This window comes from Blautia sp. OF03-15BH (genome assembly GCF_003463065.1).
Taxonomy (GTDB): Bacteria; Bacillota; Clostridia; order Lachnospirales; family Lachnospiraceae; genus Limivivens.
Genome location: NZ_QSCM01000004.1, coordinates 127,226 through 144,715 on the forward strand (window position 1 = coordinate 127,226; position 17,490 = coordinate 144,715).

Annotated in this window: 19 protein-coding genes; 6 read left to right on the plus strand and 13 right to left on the minus strand. The window is 48.9% G+C overall.

The window, feature by feature from the left end:
- Positions 1-144 precede the first annotated feature (144 nt).
- Complete coding sequence (spoIVA, locus tag DXA57_RS06280; RefSeq protein WP_117765712.1) at positions 145-1,617, minus strand: stage IV sporulation protein A; 1,473 nt, start codon at positions 1,615-1,617, stop codon at positions 145-147.
- Between the two features lie 217 nt (positions 1,618-1,834).
- Here spoIVA and DXA57_RS06285 point away from each other — a divergent pair, with 217 nt between their 5' ends.
- The 3 genes from DXA57_RS06285 to DXA57_RS06295 all read left to right on the plus strand — a co-directional run bounded on the left by DXA57_RS06285 (position 1,835) and on the right by DXA57_RS06295 (position 4,732).
- Positions 1,835-2,356 carry a nitroreductase gene (locus DXA57_RS06285; protein WP_117765714.1) on the plus strand — a complete coding sequence of 174 codons (522 nt, stop codon included), beginning with the start codon at positions 1,835-1,837 and terminating at the stop codon, positions 2,354-2,356.
- Between the two features lie 267 nt (positions 2,357-2,623).
- Positions 2,624-4,321, plus strand: a complete 1,698-nt coding sequence (locus DXA57_RS06290; RefSeq protein ID WP_117765716.1) for a S8 family peptidase — start codon at positions 2,624-2,626, stop codon at positions 4,319-4,321.
- A gap of 129 nt (positions 4,322-4,450) precedes the next feature.
- Positions 4,451-4,732, plus strand: coding sequence for a hypothetical protein (locus tag DXA57_RS06295; protein WP_117765718.1), 282 nt, complete (start codon positions 4,451-4,453; stop codon positions 4,730-4,732).
- Positions 4,733-4,785: 53 nt separating this feature from the next.
- Here the strand turns inward: DXA57_RS06295 and DXA57_RS06300 are convergent, their stop codons facing one another.
- Positions 4,786-4,968 (minus strand): hypothetical protein, encoded by a 183-nt coding sequence (locus DXA57_RS06300; protein ID WP_117765720.1) that lies wholly within the window; start codon positions 4,966-4,968, stop codon positions 4,786-4,788.
- A gap of 119 nt (positions 4,969-5,087) precedes the next feature.
- On the opposite strand from DXA57_RS06300, the gene DXA57_RS06305 reads away from it, so the two are divergent.
- A complete protein-coding gene (locus tag DXA57_RS06305; RefSeq protein WP_117765722.1) occupies positions 5,088-5,564 on the plus strand; it encodes a hypothetical protein in 477 nt (158 codons plus the stop codon).
- Positions 5,542-5,826, plus strand: a complete 285-nt coding sequence (locus DXA57_RS06310; RefSeq protein WP_117765724.1) for a hypothetical protein — start codon at positions 5,542-5,544, stop codon at positions 5,824-5,826. Before DXA57_RS06305 ends, DXA57_RS06310 begins: the two co-directional genes overlap by 23 nt.
- Here the strand turns inward: DXA57_RS06310 and DXA57_RS06315 are convergent.
- From DXA57_RS06315 to DXA57_RS06360, 10 genes are all read right to left on the minus strand, one after another.
- Positions 5,823-6,617 (minus strand): glycyl-radical enzyme activating protein, encoded by a 795-nt coding sequence (locus DXA57_RS06315; protein ID WP_117765726.1) that lies wholly within the window; start codon positions 6,615-6,617, stop codon positions 5,823-5,825. The two genes, DXA57_RS06310 and DXA57_RS06315, sit on opposite strands and share 4 nt — an antisense overlap.
- Positions 6,618-6,628: 11 nt before the next feature.
- Positions 6,629-9,154, minus strand: coding sequence for a glycyl radical protein (locus tag DXA57_RS06320; RefSeq protein WP_117765728.1), 2,526 nt, complete (start codon positions 9,152-9,154; stop codon positions 6,629-6,631).
- Between the two features lie 43 nt (positions 9,155-9,197).
- Complete coding sequence (locus DXA57_RS06325; RefSeq protein ID WP_117765983.1) at positions 9,198-10,457, minus strand: competence/damage-inducible protein A; 1,260 nt, start codon at positions 10,455-10,457, stop codon at positions 9,198-9,200.
- A 78-nt stretch (positions 10,458-10,535) separates the two neighbouring features.
- Entirely contained in the window at positions 10,536-11,072 is a 537-nt protein-coding gene (pgsA, locus tag DXA57_RS06330) for a CDP-diacylglycerol--glycerol-3-phosphate 3-phosphatidyltransferase (RefSeq protein WP_117765985.1), read from the minus strand.
- A gap of 2 nt (positions 11,073-11,074) precedes the next feature.
- Positions 11,075-12,403: a 30S ribosomal protein S12 methylthiotransferase RimO gene (gene rimO, locus DXA57_RS06335; RefSeq protein ID WP_117765730.1), complete on the minus strand. Its 1,329-nt coding sequence runs from the start codon at positions 12,401-12,403 to the stop codon at positions 11,075-11,077.
- 121 nt (positions 12,404-12,524) lie between these two features.
- Positions 12,525-12,872, minus strand: coding sequence for a DNA-directed RNA polymerase subunit omega (gene rpoZ, locus DXA57_RS06340; RefSeq protein WP_117765732.1), 348 nt, complete (start codon positions 12,870-12,872; stop codon positions 12,525-12,527).
- Positions 12,873-13,517: a guanylate kinase gene (gmk, locus tag DXA57_RS06345; protein WP_117765734.1), complete on the minus strand. Its 645-nt coding sequence runs from the start codon at positions 13,515-13,517 to the stop codon at positions 12,873-12,875.
- Positions 13,510-13,785, minus strand: a complete 276-nt coding sequence (locus DXA57_RS06350; protein ID WP_117765736.1) for a DUF370 domain-containing protein — start codon at positions 13,783-13,785, stop codon at positions 13,510-13,512. Before DXA57_RS06350 ends, gmk begins: the two co-directional genes overlap by 8 nt.
- 12 nt (positions 13,786-13,797) lie before the next feature.
- Positions 13,798-14,676: a YicC/YloC family endoribonuclease gene (locus DXA57_RS06355; protein WP_117765738.1), complete on the minus strand. Its 879-nt coding sequence runs from the start codon at positions 14,674-14,676 to the stop codon at positions 13,798-13,800.
- A 118-nt stretch (positions 14,677-14,794) separates the two neighbouring features.
- The gene (locus DXA57_RS06360) at positions 14,795-15,124 is read right to left on the minus strand and encodes a hypothetical protein (protein WP_147345663.1); all 330 of its coding nucleotides are present in this window, start codon (positions 15,122-15,124) and stop codon (positions 14,795-14,797) included.
- 189 nt (positions 15,125-15,313) lie between these two features.
- Here DXA57_RS06360 and DXA57_RS06365 point away from each other — a divergent pair, with 189 nt between their 5' ends.
- The gene (locus DXA57_RS06365; protein ID WP_117765742.1) at positions 15,314-17,050 is read left to right on the plus strand and encodes an Rqc2 family fibronectin-binding protein; all 1,737 of its coding nucleotides are present in this window, start codon (positions 15,314-15,316) and stop codon (positions 17,048-17,050) included.
- Between the two features lie 93 nt (positions 17,051-17,143).
- Here DXA57_RS06365 and DXA57_RS06370 read toward each other — a convergent pair whose 3' ends face one another.
- On the minus strand, positions 17,144-17,482 hold the full coding sequence (locus DXA57_RS06370; protein WP_117765744.1) for a cyclic-di-AMP receptor: 339 nt from the start codon (positions 17,480-17,482) through the stop codon (positions 17,144-17,146).
- Between the last annotated feature and the right edge of the window lie 8 nt (positions 17,483-17,490).

Sequence of the window (17,490 nt, forward strand, 5' to 3'; positions counted from 1 at the left end):
TTAGGATTTGTCAAATTTTTCTTAGGTTTTTCTTTCGACGCTCCTCTCCGTACGGGAGAAAAATATCCGTTTTTTCACGGAAAAAAGCCATGACCGGCGTTTTTTCTGCCAAGTCATGGCTTTTTAAGATCCGCTGATGGCGGGTCACAAAATAATACAGATGAGCCGCCCTCTGGACTCATTGACGATCCGTTTCATAGTCTCCTGAAGCTTTTTCTGGCTTTCCTCGCCAATGACGGCAAGGCGGGTACGGATGCCGTCTCCTACCAGCTGCTCCACCGATTTTCCGAAAATGCTGGTCTTCCAGATCCCGTCCTCCGTTCTGGCATTTTCCCGGATATAAGAAATGAGATCCTCCGCCTGCGCTTCGCTTCCCACAATGGGAGCGATCTCCGTCTCGATATCTGCACGGATGAGATGGACAGACGGGCTCATGGCCCGGATCTTTACCCCGTATCTGCTTCCCTGATGGATCACAGACGGTTCCTCCAGTGTGATCTGGGACTGTTCCGGAAGGATCACGCCATATCCGCTTTCTTCCACAGATTTCAGGGCAGCCTCCACCTTTTCATAAGTTTTCTTTTTCTCTGCCAGTTCCCGGATCATGGAAATCAGCTGATACTCTCCTTTCAGTTCCACACCGGACAATTCACTCAGCATGGCATAATAGTATGTATCTTCGATCTCCATACGGATTTTTACTGCTCCCCTGGAAAGAACGATGCCTTCCATGCGGATTCCGCTGATACAGGGAGCCTCGGAGCGGAAAAGACTCTCCTCCTTCAGATCCCGGATATGCGTCACCTTTGCAAGGATCTCTCCTGCTTTTTCCAGCAGTGCTTTTTTTACCGGATGTTCCGGATCCAGTGTTTCCGTCCATTTGGGAATATAAAATTCCACCCGTATCAGCGGAAATTCATAGAGGATCTTCTTGAGGATCCGCCGGACATCTTCCACGGTAAGCCGTTCCAGGTTCACCGCCATGGCTGCCATCCGGTATTCCTTTTCCAAAAATTCCACCGCATCTATGGCCGCTTTTCCATAAGGATCTGCACTGTTCACCAGTGCAATACAGGGTTTTCCGGTTTTCTTCAGTTCCTCTGCCGTCCGTTTCTCTGCCTCCCGGAAACTCTCTCTTTTCAGATCTCCAAAGCTTCCATCCGAGGTGATCAGGATTCCCGCAGTGGCATGATCCCGGATCACCTTTTCCGTCCCCAGGACTGCCGCCTTTTCAAACGGCATCTCTTCCAAAGACCAGGGCGTTTTCACCATCCGCGGCTGTTCCTCCTCTGTCATGCCGTCCGCGCCCTTCACCGGAAAACCGACACAGTCCACGAGACGGACTTTCAGCTCCGTCTGATCCGGCAGTCTCAGAAGAGCAGCCTCTTTCGGCACAAATTTGGGTTCCACCGTAGTAATGGTCTTTCCCTTCCCGCTGGTCGGCAGTTCATCCGTAGCGATCTTTTTCTCCTGATCTTTCAGGTTCGGAAGCACCAGAAGTTCCATAAAGTGCCGTACAAATGTGGATTTTCCTGTCCGGACAGGTCCTACCACTCCCAGAAAGATCTCCCCGCCGGTCCGGGCTTTGATATCTTTATAGAGATGAAATTCTTCCATAAAAATCCCCCCTCGCTATACTGGTAAAGTATATTGCAAAGGGGGCAGGTTTAGCACTTCAAATATTCAACTTTTTTCACGGAACTCCGCCGTTTCTTTTTTACCTCATAAAGATTTTTATCCGCATGCTTTTGCTATTTTTCCAAATCCCATTGATTTTTCATTAAAAAAACAGTAAAATATCACCAACTTTCATACAAACAAGGAGGAATGATCCATGAATGAAGTTATGGAAAATCTGCTCACCAGAAGAAGCATCCGAAGCTATCAGCCCGATATGATCCCCATGGAAACCATTGAGGAAATCGTAAAAGCCGGCACTTACGCAGCCACCGGCATGGGGCTCCAGTCTCCCATCATTGTCGCTGTCACAGATAAAGAGACCAGAGATCAGCTGTCCCGTATGAATGCAGCTGTCATGGGCAGCTCTGCGGATCCTTTTTATGGCGCCCCCGTGGTCCTCATCGTTCTTGCGGATAAAAACAGGGGAACGTATCTTTACGATGGCAGCCTGGTCATGGGAAATATGATGACTGCCGCCCATTCTCTCGGAATCGGAAGCTGCTGGATCCATCGTGCGAAGGAAACCTTTGAATCTCCGGAGGGAAAAGAGCTCCTGAAGCAATGGGGCATTGAAGGCAATTATGAAGGGATCGGTCATCTGATCCTCGGCTACGCCAAGGGCGAAGCTCCTGCTCCCAAGCCTCGGAAAGAAAACTATGTCTACTATGTAAAATGATATGAGTGTCAAAAGGTCTTTTGACACTCATTTGATACCCGGATTGCTACACAGCTACGCTGCTCCCGCAATCCTCCAAATATTCGAAATCCGCTGATTTACTGCGTAAATCGCTACTTTCTCATATTTGGCGTGTCCCAAGTTCAAAAGCCTTATCATGCAAGCATGAACGGCTTTTTGACCTTTTGACACTGGTATCATAAAATAAGCCTTTCTTTTTTCCCTTTCGTTTTCATAAGCTGTAAGAAAACGAAAGGGAGCTTTTTTATGTCTGAAGCTTCTGTCTCTGAAAAAATCCTTTCGGAAGATTATGCCGACCTCATCCTTCCGGTCACTTTAAGCGGCTCTTACTTTCTCAATGCCTACGAACAGATGGGCGGTGAGCTTCTTGGTAATAACTACGGAATGATCCACATTCCTCTCTCCATGCTTCCCAGGGATCTTCTCGCCTATGTGGGCTACTACAACATTCCCAAGCTCTACACTCTGCTGGATGAAAGTAGCCTGGAAGTTTCCGGGATCCTGCGCGTCCGCTCCCAGCCACTCCTTGGTTATACGGGAAAAGATATCATCCTCGGCTTTCTGGATACGGGCATCAATTATACCCTGCCTGTTTTCCGGCGCTCTGACGGCCGCACCCGGATCGTCGGCATCTGGGACCAGACAGACCAGAGCGGAACACCACCGGAAAAGTTAAGCTATGGTTCTTCTTACACAGAAGATGACATCAATCTGGCTCTTCGCGCAGAAGATCCTTTCTCTATCGTCTCTTCTGTCGATGAAAACGGTCACGGAACCCTTCTTGCCAGCATCGCCGCAGGAAGCGAAAACGTGATCCCTGATTTTTCCGGTGCGGCTCCGGATGCAGATATTGCCATGGTAAAACTGAAACCGGCAAAAAAATTTCTCCGGGATTTCCAGCTGATCCGCGAGGATGCCATTGCTTTTCAGGAAACAGATCTCATGGCCGGCGTCCAGTATTTCCTTGGTCTTGCAAACCGCCTGAAAAAGCCTTTGATCCTCTGTATCGGTCTTGGCACCAATCAGGGCTCCCACACCGGCTCTTCCCCACTCACCAATGTTTTGAGTTTCTCTGAGTCCATCGACGGTTTCTACAGCATCATTGCCGCAGGAAACGAAGCAGGCAAAAGCCATCATTATGCCGGCAGACTCGCCTCTCCCGACTCTGTCCAGGCGGTAGAGATCCTGGTCGATAAAGAGGAACGCGGCTTTGCTGTCGAGCTCTGGGCTTCTTCTCCGGAGCTCTATGCCATCTCCATGACTTCGCCTCTGGGTGAGACCATTCCAACGATCCCGGCCAGGCTTTTTCAGAATATCACCCTGAATTTCACCCTGGAAAAAACCCGTGTGGATATTTCTTATGAGATCGTGGAGGCTGCCTCCGGAGATCAGCTGATCCTTATCCGTTTTACAGATCCTACGCCGGGAATCTGGACCCTGAGGGTAGAGAACCACTTTTATGTCAACGGTGATTTTCAACTCTGGCTTCCCGTTACCGGTTTTATTTCCCCTCAGACTGTTTTTCTGGCTCCCGACCCCGATACTACGATCACGGATCCCTCTACTACACTTCTGCCCCTTGCAGTCAGCACCTACGATGCAGAAAACGGCAGCCTTTATCTCCACTCCAGCCGGGGCTATACCCGTTCCAAAGAGATCAAGCCGGATCTGGCCGCTCCCGGTGTCCGCGTTTCCGCAGTAAACAAAAACGGAAATCTCACTGCAGTCACCGGTTCCAGCGCAGCGGCAGCCATCACCGCAGGTGCGGCAGCTCTCCTGATCAACTGGCGTCTCAACGGGAAGCCCCGACACCTTATGACTTCTTCTGAACTTAAAAACTTTCTGATCCGTGGAGCCGGACGTTCCCGGGACCTTACCTATCCAAACCGATCCTGGGGGTACGGCACTTTGAATGTCTACGGTGTCTTTGAATCTCTTCTGTAGGATTTCGGCTGCACACCGGCTGTACGGAAGCAACTGTCACTTTGACTTGTCTGATTTTCACTGTACCTGGAACCAAAAGAGGAAAGTCACATACTATAAAGTGTATTCAAAAAACGGAGGTTTTACCGAATGAGCGATCTGGCTGCCACAAACTGTGGATGTAACTGCGGATGCGAAAACAATAACAACTGCGGACTGGGTTTTGCAAATGGCGGAGGATGCAGCTGTATTCTCTGGATCCTGATTCTCTCCTGTCTGTGCGGAGGAAATGGGAATAACCTGTGGGGCAATGGCTGTGGAGGAGACAGCTGCTGGCTTCTGATCCTGATCCTGCTCTTCTGCGGAGGAGGATGTGGAAACGGAAACAGCGGAGGTTGTAGCTGTGGAGGAAACAACACCTGCGGATGCTGAGGATCACAAGGCATAAGGAAAGCCCCTTCCCGGGGCTTTTCTTTATGCACTTCTCAAACGGTTCTCTTTCTGACGGACTTCTCTCTTTTCCGGATATCTTTCTGATCCTGTTTTTCTTCCCTGTTCTCTCCGTATGTCAGGAGTGCTCCATCCTCTTCTGTCGGAAGCTGCAGGCCTTTCCTTTTCATACAGTCTTCATCTATCTCATAAAATGCATTTCCTTTCCGAACCAGCATTTCTCTGCCTCCTGTTTTTATTCTCCCCTATCAGCTTATGCTTATGGAAAGGCAGTTGTCATAGAATTCTTTCCACTCGCATAAAATAACCCATAAGAAAACCGACAGGGAGAACTTTTGTGGAAAAAGAAAAGGAACTCTGCATGACCCCTGTAGATCTGGCCGCCGGCGGAGAACAGCTGCAGCTCTTAAAAGCCCTGGTACCTTATCTGGCAGCCGGAATGCAGAAACCCTTTGTTCTCCTGATCAAATGCATGGAAATTCAGAATCTGGCCGCTTTTTTCAGCAGGCCTCCGGTGCTTTCTGCCCAGACTGCCGATACTTCCGGCAAAGCTTATGGCTTCTCTGAAATTCTTTCCGGAATTTCTCCTTATCTGCCCCGGCAGCAGAGAGAACTCTTTTCCCAAATCCAGCCTCTTCTGGAAATGCTGCAGCTCTTTTCTGCTATGAATCGGAGCGGAGAGGAATCTCCGGACCCAACAGAGCTTTTTTCTTCCATGCTCTCACCGGAACAGCAGGCCATTTTTTCCATCTTCTCCCAGCCGGGATCAGAAAAAGGAGACTCCAAAACAGATGGACAGAAACTGGACGAATAATCCTTCTCTTCAGAACATCGATCCACAGAAGCTGGAAATGCTCTTAAAACTCACCGAACAGGGAAAAGGCAAAGCACAAAAGGACCTCCTTCCCTTTCTCATGGCGGCTGCAAATCAGTCCAGGAAAAACGGGATGTCTTTCTCAACTCAAGAGACCGATGCCATCATTGAAGTCCTGAAAACAGGAAAGTCCCCTGCCGAAGTTCAGAAAATCGAACAACTCAGGGGACTTATGAAGACCTTTCTTTCCAAAAAGCGTTAACCGCCGATCTTTACATGGATTCCTGCTGATTCTGCCACTTCCTTCAGCATCTCCATATGCTCGTTGGAGGGCGGAACCAGATGAGCCAGCGTATACTCTCTGCCGATACCCTCGTATTTATCCTGTCCCAGGCGGTGATACGGAAGAAGATTCATCTCCTTTACACCTTTTAAGTATCTGGCAAACCGGGCAATGGCATAAATCTCTTCCGGCGTATCATTAAAGGTCGGGATCACCGGCACACGGACAATGAGGTTCTGTCCTGCATCTGTGATCTTTCTGGCATTTTCCAGAATTCTTTCATTCGGCTGGCTGGTGAACATCTTATGTTTTTTACTGTCCATATGCTTGATATCCATCAGATACAAGTCCAGCCAGGGAAGGATTTTCTCCTGGATCGTTTCAAATTTTGCAAAACCGGTAGACTCTATGGCTGTGTGGATGCCGCTTTCCTTCGCACAGCGAAGAAGCGCTCCCGCAAAATCCGGCTGCAGGAGACACTCGCCTCCGGAGAGGGTCAGCCCTCCTCCGGAACGGCGGTAATATGCAGCGTCTTTCATGACTTCTTCCATGACCTCTTCCACGGTCACGTCACGGCCCACCGTCTTTTCTTTCCCATTCTGGACCATGATCTGGATATCCCGGGTCTGAGATTCCGGGTTGCAGCACCATTTGCACCGAAGGGGACAGCCCTTCAGAAAAACAATGGTACGGATCCCGGGACCGTCATGGATGGAATATTTCTGGATATCAAAGATCCTTCCCTGGATCTTTCTGTAATCATCACTCATGCTCTTCCTCCTCAGAAGCCCTGGGTCGTACGGTTGATGATATCATCCTGAAGCGAACGGGACAGTGTGGTAAAGAGGGCGCTGTAGCCTGCCACACGGACTACCAGGTTTTTATAATTCTCCGGATGTGCCTGTGCATCCAGAAGAGTCTCGCGGCTCACCACGTTAAACTGCATATGCATGCCCTTCTGATCGAAGAAGGAACGGATCAGAGCCACAAACTTCTGAAGACCTTCCATTCCGCTTAAAGCAGACGGATGGAATTTCTGGTTGAACAGCGTTCCATTGGAGGCAATGAAATGATCCAGCCGGGCTACAGAGTTTGCGGTAGCTGTCGGACCATGGACATCTCTTCCTGCCACCGGACCCACGCCGTCAGCAATAGGAGTATTTGCCAGTCTTCCATCCGGGGTTGCTCCTGTCTGGGCACCCAGCGGAACGTTGGCAGATACGGGATAAAGGCCGGCCTGGAAACGGCCGCCTCTGGGATTTTTATACTGTTCCAGCGGTTTCGTATAGGTATAAGCCACTTCTCTGGCAAATTCATCGATCTCACGGATATCATTTCCGTACTTCGGAAGCTCATCGATCATTTTCAGAAGCTCATCGTAGCGTTTCACGGTCTCTTCCGGAAGCTTCAGATCACGGAAGCCGGAAGCCACTGCTGCTGCGATCTCCGGTGTCACCTGTTTTCCTGCAGCACCAAGCTGCTCTGCCACCTCTTTTGTGAGGAAGGTGATACGCTCTTTGCTGAAGCCTCTTCCGAAGTTATCGGCAAGCGCACGCTTGTATTCTTCCATGGAAACTTTCTTCTGCTCAAATACCAGCTCTTTGATGGCATAAAGAGCATCTGTGGCATTGGCGATACCAAAGCCCTGAGGACCGGTGAAATTATAGACTGCACCGCCCTCCTGAAGAGATTTTCCTCTGCTGATGCAGTCATCAATCATAGAAGACTGATACGGCAGCGGGCAGCGCTTTGCATGAGCCAGATCAATGCTGTTATCCGCATTCACCATCAGGCGGATGAAATAATTCATCTGTGTCTGATAAGCGTCATAGAACTGATCAAAACTGGTCATTTCTTCTACCGGCATGGTTCTGGGTCCCACCTGCTCGCCAAAGTCCTCACCACTGGTAAATACCAGCTCCAGAGGACGGAGCATATTGAAGAAGGCCGCATCATGCCAGCCGTCAGTCTTTCCTGGAACCTGAGGTTCCACGCAGCCGATGATATTGTAAACTCTGGCATCCCGTAAAAAAACACCACGGTTCATGATCGCCGGAATGATAACTTCGTCATTATAGTAAGCCGGAAGCCCGATTCCGGTACGGGTAAGCTTTGCTGCTTTGATCATCAGCTCATCCGGTGTTTCATTCCATACGCGGATGGAAAGAGAGGGAGCCGGCAGATGGACATGCATGGATGCCTCAATACACATAAAGGAAAGGTCATTTGTCATATCCTCGCCTTCCTCGTTCTGACCGCCTACGATCAGGTTCTGGAAAAGAGAATAGCCGGCAAAGCCTTCTGCGCTGGCTGCATCACGAACTTTATTGAGATCGTTCAGTTTCACCCAGATACAGTCCAGAAGCTCCTGCGCATCTTCATGGGTGATCTTTCCTGCATCCAGATCCTTTTTGAAATACGGATACATATACTGGTCAAAGCGTCCCGGAGAAATGGAGTGCCCGGAAGACTCTGTCTGAAGAAGCATCTGTACGAACCAGAAGGACTGGCAGGCTTCATAAAAGCTCTCTGCCGGTTTTGCCGGTACACGCTCGCAGTTGGCTGCAATTGCAAGAAGCTCCTGTTTTCTCACCGGATCCTGGCAGGCAGCTGCCTCTTCTCTGGCCAGGACCGCATAACGGCCGGCATAGTGGATCGCTGCTTTACAGCAGATGATCACTGCTTTCAGGAAAGCGGAACGTTCCGCATAATCTGCTTCTCCTGCGGTATGGGCAGCCAGTTCCTCTTCTGCTTTTCTCATGATCCCTTCATAACCAAGCTCCAGCACTTCCCAGTATTTTACGGTAAAGTGACCGATTCCATTATAGAAATAGTTGCCGGGTGTGAAAATGTTATGCTTCATGGCAAGAAGCGTTTCCTCTGTCATAAAGGAAGTCGCCAGATCACTGGTCGTCTTTCCTTTCCAGTATTTGTAAGCCTCATGAAGCTGCTGTTTTGCCTCCTCGGAAATATGGAACGGATCCGCTGATCTGGTGGAAAAAGTATCAAACTCATCCTCTACCCAGCTGAAAGAATACTCCGGAAAGACCTGACAGCCTCTCGCTACTTTTGAGTTGCTTCCCACGATCAGCTCCCCCGGCCGGATCGTGATCGGAAGCTTTTCACAAATAGCCTGAAAAGCTTTGGCTCTTCTCAAAACAATCGGTTCCTCTTCTGTCTCTTGATAGCTCTCTGTCAGGATGACCGCACGATCTGCCTCAATCTCCGGCATATGATCATAAAGGTCATCAATCAGTTTCTGAATCCTGGGACGTTTTTCCACATCCCTGTCATAATAATTACCCACAGATAATACCCTCCATACCTTCTAGCTTTTTATAGCTTACTTCTTACTGCTTCTCCTGCTCTTTGTCAGCCAGGATACACTCTCTCAAAAGGATCAGTGCATTGGCTGTCGCCTGCTCACGGATCTTCTGGCGTTCCCCTTTAAAGTGGAACTCCTTCACCACGGTACGATTGTTATAGCAACAGCCGATATAAACAAGACCTACCGGTTTTTCCTCTGTTCCGCCCGTCGGCCCTGCGATTCCGGTCACGGATACACAGACGTCGGAGCCGGTAATAAAAGCTCCGTTTTTGGCCATTTCTTTGGCTGTTTTTTCACTGACTGCACCATACTCCTTCAGTGTGGTCTTTTTCACATCCAGGAGTTTTCTCTTCGCACGGTTGGAATACGTAACGAGTCCCTGTTTGAAGACTTCGGAAGCTCCCGGAACATCCGTGATCCGTGCAGCGATCATACCACCGGTACAGGACTCTGCCGTCGTAAGCGTCAGAGAACGTTCTTTCAGGAAATGAACGATGATCTCCTCCAGGCTCTTATGCTCATCCATCGTAAAGATATGATCACCAAAGCGTTTCACCAGTTCCTTCAGCATGGGCTTCGCCAGCTTCGCTGCTTCTTTTTCACTTGCCGCCTTTGCGGTCACGCGAAGATCCACCTGACCGATCTTTGCATAGGTGGCAATGGTAGGGTTGGTCTGTTTGTCAATGAGATCACGGATCTCATCTTCCACAAAACTCTCACCCAGTCCGCAGATCCGCACAATGGTGGAATAAATGATCTCCGGCTGCAGTTTGTTCAGATAATCGTATACCTTTTCCTCGAACATGGGAACCAGTTCTCCCGGAGGTCCGGGAAGAAGGATCACGGATTTTCCTTTCTTCTCCATAATGATACCCGGTGCTGTGCCGTTTTCATTATCCAGTACGATGGCGCCTTCCGGAACAAGGGCCTGTTTCCAGTTATTGTCCGTGATGGTCTTGTACTGGCTGTTCTTGAAATACTCCTCGATCCGTTTTCTGGAATGAGGATCCTCTTTCAGCGTCATTCCCATGACCTCTGCGGCTGTTTCCTTTGTCAGATCGTCCTGGGTAGGTCCAAGACCTCCGGAAAGGATCACCACATCAGAACGCTTTAATGCTGTTTCCAGAGTTTCCTTCAGCCGCTCCGCATTGTCGCCGACCACGGACTGATGGTACATGGAAAGTCCCAGCTGCGCACATTTTTCAGAAAGATATGCCGCATTTGTGTTGACGATATTTCCAAGCAGAAGCTCTGTTCCTACACAAATCAGTTCAACTACCATTTCTCCTCCAATCTGTACAAAAGTCCAAATACTTTCATACATTCATCCTTCTGTATAGCAAATCAGTCTAATCCAACATTATTTCTGTTCATTAAGAACCGCACGGTTTTTCCAGATATAATCCACCAGGGAGATCACGGTCAGAACCACTGCGATATAAATGAAGGCAGTTTCCAGAATATCAAACACGCCTCCGAAATTCGCGATCAGAAGAATGATCATGATCATCTGTGAGATGGTCTTCGCTTTTCCCCACCAGCTGGCCGCGATCACAATGCCGTTATCTACAGCTACCAGGCGGAAACCGCTGATGATAAACTCTCTGGCAATGATGATCAGGACTACAACCGTGGAGATCAGACCGTTGCTCAAAAGGCAGATCAGTGCAGAACAGACAAGAAGCTTGTCTGCCAGCGGATCCATAAATTTACCGAAATTGGTTACTTCATTATTTTTTCTCGCCAGATAACCGTCCAGGGTATCGGTAAGACTAGCCACGACGAAGATCACAAGTGCGATGTAATTGTCATATGAGGTGATGTTGCAGATCATAAATGCGACAAAAAACGGGATCAAAAGCACCCGGACGATCGTCAGTGTATTAGGAACATTCATTTTCATTCTGCCAGCTCTCCTATCAAATCATATTCCAGGGCTCCGGTAACCTTCACTCTGGCGAAATCACCGGACACCAGGGGTTCTGCCGTGTTGATGAAAAGATAGCCATCCACATTGGGGGCATCTCCGTAAGTACGGGCCACATAAGCATTCTCTCCTGAAACTTCACCCTCCACCATGGCAAGAAGCTCTCTGCCTACCATGTTTTCCGCTTTTTCAAAAGCGATGTCCTGCTGAAGCTCCATGAGCTCATTGCGCCGCTTCTGCTTGATCTCTTCCGCAATCTGGTCCGGCATTACAGCTGCCGGGGTATCCTCCTCCGGAGAATACGTAAATACGCCCAGGCGTTCAAACTCCACCTCATCCACAAAATCCATCAGTTCCTCATGCTGCTCCTCCGTTTCCCCCGGGAAACCGGTAATGAGCGTTGTCCGAAGAACAATATCAGGAATCTCCGTTCTCAGAGTATGGATGATATCCAGAAGCTCTGCTTTTGTGGTGCGGCGTCCCATACGTTTCAGGATCGTGTCATTCGCATGCTGGATGGGAAGATCCAGATAGTGGCAGATTTTCTTTTCCTCTTTCATGACCTGGATCAGCTCCGGATAGATCTCCTCCGGATAACAGTACAGGATGCGGATCCAGCGGATGCCTTTGATCTTACAGAGTTCCCGAAGCAGCCTGTGAAGGCTCTTCTCTCCGTAGAGATCCTTACCGTAAAGAGTCGTCTCCTGCGCTACCAGGATCAGTTCCCTCACACCCTGTTCCGCCAGCGTTTCCGCTTCCCGCAGAAGATTCTCCATAGGAACGCTCCTGTAGTTTCCCCGGACCTTCGGGATGATGCAGTAGGTACAGTGTTTGTCACAGCCTTCAGCGATCTTCAGATATGCATAATGACCGCCGGTCGTGAGGATCCGTCTGCTATTCTCTGAAGCAAATCCTTCCAGCGGCTCCAGAACCAGTGATTTCTCATGCTTTTCCAGGGCAGCCTTGACTGCCGGGATCAGTTTATCAAAGCTGTTCGTTCCCAGAACAGCATCGACCTCCGGGATCTCATCAATGATCTCCTGCCGGTAACGCTGAGCCAGACAGCCGGTAACGATAAGTGCCTTGCAGGGACCATGTTTCCGGTACTCTGCCATTTCCAGAATGTTCTGGATGCTTTCTTCTTTGGCATCGCCGATGAAACAGCAGGTATTGACGATGATCACATCTGCCTCTGTCTCGCTGTCTGTCATGGTGAAATGCTCCTCTTCCAGAAGCCCCAGCATACGTTCGGAATCGACCAGATTCTTGTCACAGCCAAGAGAAATAAACAATATTTTCATAAAAACTCCTTATTGTGTTTTATTCATTGCTATAATTGTACTATTTTTCCGTCAAAAAATCAACCGCCACAGGAAGAAAAGAGCCCTCACTTTTACAGCAAGGGCTCTTGTTCAGACTTTCTTATTCCTCTTCTTCCAGCTCCTCCATGGGAACCTCATCTGCCTGAAGGTCGATGCCCGGCATATCAGATGCAAGCGTTGCAGCAAGTGCTGCCTCTTCATCTGCCTTATCTGCCTCCTCATCTTCTCCCAGGACTTTCAGTTTGCCAAGAGCCATCTCTTCAACGGCTGTGGAAAGCGGCTTTTTGCCCCTTGCCGCACAGTCAGATTTTGCTCCGTCAATAAGCTGACGGGCTCTCTTTGCTGTGGCAAGAACAATGGAATAACGACTGTTTACCACAGGAGTATCGCCCTCCTCGACGTCTCCGTTTACTACTTTTATCAGTTCTGTGTAAGATGGATGTAACATTTATTTTTCTCCTTTCCGAAACTTCTGCAGTTCCTCTCTGATTTTAGCGATTTTTTCTATATTCTGCTGCCGTGTCATCCGGCGGTGTTCACTCCTGATGATCTCATGGAGCTCTTCCACGCAGGTATCCAGCTCATCATTGATGAGAAGATAATCATAGACCTCCACACCCTCTGCTTCCTCAGAAGCGCGGCTCAGACGGGCTTCGATCACATCCTGTGTCTCGGTGCCTCTGCCGGTAAGGCGTTTTTTCAGTTCCTCCCCATCGGGCGGTGTCACAAAAAGAAGAAGGGTATCCGGTCGCTTTTCCCGTACCTTCAATGCGCCCTGGATCTCGATCTCAAGGATCACATTTTTCCCCTTTTCCAGCTGCTCCTCTACATAAGCCCTGGGCGTTCCATAATAATGGTCGCAGTATCCGGCATATTCCAGAAAAGCATCCTCGCGGATCATTTTTTCAAACTCTTCGTTTGTCTTGAAGAAATAAGCCTTGCCTTCTTCCTCGCCCTCTCTGGGCTTTCTCGTCGTTGCCGATACAGACAACGCATATTCTTCCCCATGAAGCTCAAAAAGACGTTTCATCAGGGTTCCCTTGCCAGCTCCGGAAAATCCGGAGAGCACAACCAGAATTCCTCTGTTATTCATCGTCTTCCCCTTTCCACTGCATCTCTTTTGCACCTGCCGACATGCGGCGGCCTAACGTATCCGGCTGAAGTGCGGAAAGGATCACATGATCCTCCTCCGTGACCAGCACGGCCTTGGTACGTCTTCCCTGGGTCGCATCAATGACCCTTCCGGCTTCCTTGGCCTTCTGGACCAGCCGTTTCACCGGCGCCGCATCCGGACATACCACAGCGACTACTTTTTCCGAGTTCACCAGATTGCCGAACCCGATATTTACAAATGCTGCCACAAATGATCGCTCCTATTCAATGTTCTGGATCTGCTCCCTCACCTTTTCGATCTCAGTCTTCAGATTGATCGCAAGATTGGAGGTCTGAAGATCATTTGCTTTGGAAAGAATGGTATTTGCCTCCCGGTTCATCTCCTGGGCAATGAAATCAAGCTTCCGCCCGATGCTTCCGCCCTGGAGCAGTTCCGTCTTCATTCCTTCGATATGGCTTCTCAGGCGGACCGTTTCCTCATCGGTACAGATCTTATCCGCATAAAGAATGACCTCTGCTGCCAGCCTGGATTCATCCATCTGACTGTCACCAAGAAGAGTATCCACCTTTTCCCTGAGACGGGAACGGTACTCTTCCAGTACCTGCGGATAACGGATTTCCACCGCATCCACATCACGGAGCATGCCATCGAGTTTTCCGATGAGATCATTTTTCAGATTCTCACCCTCTCTGGTGCGTGTCTCCACAAACTGCTTCAGAGCTCCTCTGAGGGCTGTTTCCAGCAGCGCCCAGATCTCTTCTTCATCCACCGTCTGCTCTTCCATGGCAAACACCTCCGGGCAGGTTCCCAGAACAGACACTGTGATATCATCCTTCAGGCCAAAGTGTTCCGCCATCCGACGATAATATTTCAGATATTCCCCGGCGATATTTTCGTTGTATTTCAGAGAAAAATTATTCTCCGTATCGTCCTCACAGGTAATAAAAACATCCACCTTACCCCGCTGTATGTATTCCTTCATTACAGAGCGGATGGCGGACTCAAAGAAATTAAATTTCTTCGGCATTTTAATGTTTACATCGAAGTAGCGGTGATTCACCGCTTTGATCTCCACTGTAAACTTCCGGTTGCCCTGAACGTGCTCACAACGTCCAAAGCCGGTCATGCTTTTGATCATAGATATCGCTCACTTTGCTTTCGTCTTTTTGGCTGACCGCTGTTTCATCGAACATACGATACTACGCCATCTTCCTATCCATTATAGAGGAAACACAAGCCTCAGTCAACGAAAAAAATTATTTTTTCTTTTTCGGAATGCGTCCGGTCTTTTTCAGGATAAAATTCTGAAGTTTTGTAAAAATCACCAGTAAAACAAAGAAAAGGAGCACAGGAAGTACAAACATCAGTACCATGATCAGGACAAAAACGATTTTCTCTCCGGTCGTAGCTTCTGTCGTCTCCACTTCTGTTTCCGCCATCCCTTCCACCGCTGTTTTCTCATTTTCTACAAGAGTTTCTTCCTGTACAACTGTCTCGTTTTCCGCTGCCAGACATACAGGTGCCGCTATCGCTGCCACCAGAGCTGCCAGAAGGCAGAACAGCCAGAATTTTCTTCTTTTTTTCATTTTGTTTTCCTCCATTGCTTCTGTCTCACAGGCTTCCAGCGGATACCTGCGAATTGCTCCGCTGGAAAACAATTCTACATTTCACCATTGTAGCAGACAATTTCCAAAAATGAAACCCCTTTTCTCTTGCGGAGCAGCAGTTTACCTAGTATACTGAAATACAGCGCCATTTTGAAAGGAGTGTTATCCATGGCATTAGACGGAATTGTAATTTCCAGCCTTGTAAAAGAATTTAATGAGACACTTACCGGTGGAAAGATCGCCAAGATCGCCCAGCCGGAAAATGATGAGCTTTTGCTCACGATAAAGAATTTCCGCACCCAGTACCGCCTTCTGATCTCGGCAGGAGCCAGTCTTCCGCTGATCTATCTGACCGGAGACAACAAACCAAGCCCCATGACGGCGCCGAATTTCTGTATGCTCCTCCGAAAGCATATTTCCAACGGAAAGATCTTAAGGATCTGGCAGCCGGGTCTGGAGCGGATCATCCATTTTGAGATTGAACATTTAAATGAGCTCGGCGACCTTTGTCACAAGGTACTGACTGTAGAGATCATGGGCAAACACAGCAACATCATTTTTTGTGATGACGGAAACCGGATCATCGACAGCATCAAGCATGTAGGCGCCCAGATGAGTTCCGTCCGGGAAGTTCTTCCCGGCAGGGAATATTTCATTCCACATACACAGGACAAAGAAGATCCGCTCACCATCACAGAGGAACGTTTCCGGGAAACCGTTCTGAGCAAACCACTTCCTCTTTCCAAAGCCCTTTATATGACTCTTACCGGTATCAGCCCCCTGATCGCAGAGGAGATCTGTCATCGGGCCTCCCTGGAATCAGGCCGGAGCGCCAATTCCTTTTCTGATACGGAGGCCATTCATCTCTATCACACGCTGGCACGGCTGATGGAAGATGTAAAAAGTGGGAATTTCACTCCGTCTGTCGTCTATGACGGCCGGGAGCCTCTGGAATTTTCCGCAGTTTTGCTGACACTCTATCATGACAAACAGATAGAAACCTTCGACAGTATCTCCGTGGTGCTGGAAAATTATTATGCCATGAAAAACACCATCACCCGGATCCGGCAGCGTTCTTCTGATCTCCGGCGCATCGTAAACACCGCACTGGAACGGAACCGAAAGAAATATGAGCTTCAGCTCCGCCAGCTCAAGGACACGGAAAAACGGGAAAAATTCCGGGTGTACGGTGAACTCATCAACACCTACGGTTATGGTCTGGAGCCCGGAGCAAAAAAACTGGAGGCCCTCAATTACTACACCAATGAGATGGTGACGATCCCACTGGATGACACACTGACTCCTCAGGAAAACGCCCAGAAAAATTTTGAAAAATACAACAAAATGAAACGGACCTTTGAGGCACTTTCCACACTCACGCAGGAGACCAAAGACGAGATCGATCATCTGGAATCCATCAGTACCTCTCTGGATATCGCCCTTTCGGAAGAGGACCTCGTAGAGATCAAGGAAGAACTCACGGAATATGGCTACATCCGCAGAAAAGGAAATGCCAGACGGGTCAAGGTCACATCCAGACCCTTCCACTATCTTTCTTCTGACGGTTTCCATATGTATGTAGGAAAAAATAATTTCCAGAACGAAGAACTGACCTTCAAATTTGCAGTCGGAAATGACTGGTGGTTCCATGCCAAAGGCTGTCCCGGCTCACATGTCATCGTGAAGACAAACGGAGAAGAGCTTCCGGACCGGACTTTTGAAGAAGCCGCCCGCCTGGCCGCCCACTACTCCCAGAATAAAAAAGCCGACAAGGTTGAGATCGATTATGTGGAAAAGAAGCATGTCAAAAAAGTGGCCGGTGCCAAACCCGGGTTTGTCATCTACCACACCAACTATTCCATGGTCATCGATACCGACATCTCCGGCATCCAGCAGCTTACCTGAGCGGGAGAACGCCCGGTCCCTGCTGATCATTTGATAAAAAGAGGCTTACGTCACACAGATCTGATCTGACGTAAGCCCTTTTTTCATCTTCTTTTACATTTTTTCAAAACGTTCCACGTTCATTACAAAAATCGTACTTCCGCCAACCTCTACATTGATCGGAACCGTATAATTCATTCCCGGTGAGATCGGTCCACTGGGAGCTGCCAGATTGGTATACTTTACCGTCTTTCTTTCACCGGCATATTTCTGGATGATGGCAATTGCCTGATCCACCTTTTCATCCTCCGTACCGATCATCAGGGTCACATGTTTCCGTTTCAGAAAACCTCCGCTGGTTGCGATCTTTGTTACAAAATAACCTTTAGCCACCAGCTGTGCGCTGGTCTCCATTTCATCGTCTTTTCCCACGATCGCCATGATCATTTTCATAATGCAGA

Bases quoted from the DNA above. Each gene is read 5' to 3' on its own strand.
- spoIVA (WP_117765712.1), bottom strand. From the start codon at position 1,617: ATGGAAGAATTTCATCTCTATAAAGATATCAAAGCCCGGACCGGCGGG.
- DXA57_RS06285 (WP_117765714.1), top strand. From the start codon at position 1,835: ATGAATGAAGTTATGGAAAATCTGCTCACCAGAAGAAGCATCCGAAGC.
- DXA57_RS06290 (WP_117765716.1), top strand. From the start codon at position 2,624: ATGTCTGAAGCTTCTGTCTCTGAAAAAATCCTTTCGGAAGATTATGCC.
- DXA57_RS06295 (WP_117765718.1), top strand. From the start codon at position 4,451: ATGAGCGATCTGGCTGCCACAAACTGTGGATGTAACTGCGGATGCGAA.
- DXA57_RS06300 (WP_117765720.1), bottom strand. From the start codon at position 4,968: ATGCTGGTTCGGAAAGGAAATGCATTTTATGAGATAGATGAAGACTGT.
- DXA57_RS06310 (WP_117765724.1), top strand. From the start codon at position 5,542: ATGGACAGAAACTGGACGAATAATCCTTCTCTTCAGAACATCGATCCA.
- DXA57_RS06315 (WP_117765726.1), bottom strand. From the start codon at position 6,617: ATGAGTGATGATTACAGAAAGATCCAGGGAAGGATCTTTGATATCCAG.
- DXA57_RS06325 (WP_117765983.1), bottom strand. From the start codon at position 10,457: ATGGTAGTTGAACTGATTTGTGTAGGAACAGAGCTTCTGCTTGGAAAT.
- pgsA (WP_117765985.1), bottom strand. From the start codon at position 11,072: ATGAATGTTCCTAATACACTGACGATCGTCCGGGTGCTTTTGATCCCG.
- rimO (WP_117765730.1), bottom strand. From the start codon at position 12,403: ATGAAAATATTGTTTATTTCTCTTGGCTGTGACAAGAATCTGGTCGAT.
- rpoZ (WP_117765732.1), bottom strand. From the start codon at position 12,872: ATGTTACATCCATCTTACACAGAACTGATAAAAGTAGTAAACGGAGAC.
- gmk (WP_117765734.1), bottom strand. From the start codon at position 13,517: ATGAATAACAGAGGAATTCTGGTTGTGCTCTCCGGATTTTCCGGAGCT.
- DXA57_RS06355 (WP_117765738.1), bottom strand. From the start codon at position 14,676: ATGATCAAAAGCATGACCGGCTTTGGACGTTGTGAGCACGTTCAGGGC.
- DXA57_RS06360 (WP_147345663.1), bottom strand. From the start codon at position 15,124: ATGAAAAAAAGAAGAAAATTCTGGCTGTTCTGCCTTCTGGCAGCTCTG.
- DXA57_RS06365 (WP_117765742.1), top strand. From the start codon at position 15,314: ATGGCATTAGACGGAATTGTAATTTCCAGCCTTGTAAAAGAATTTAAT.
- DXA57_RS06370 (WP_117765744.1), bottom strand. From the start codon at position 17,482: ATGAAAATGATCATGGCGATCGTGGGAAAAGACGATGAAATGGAGACC.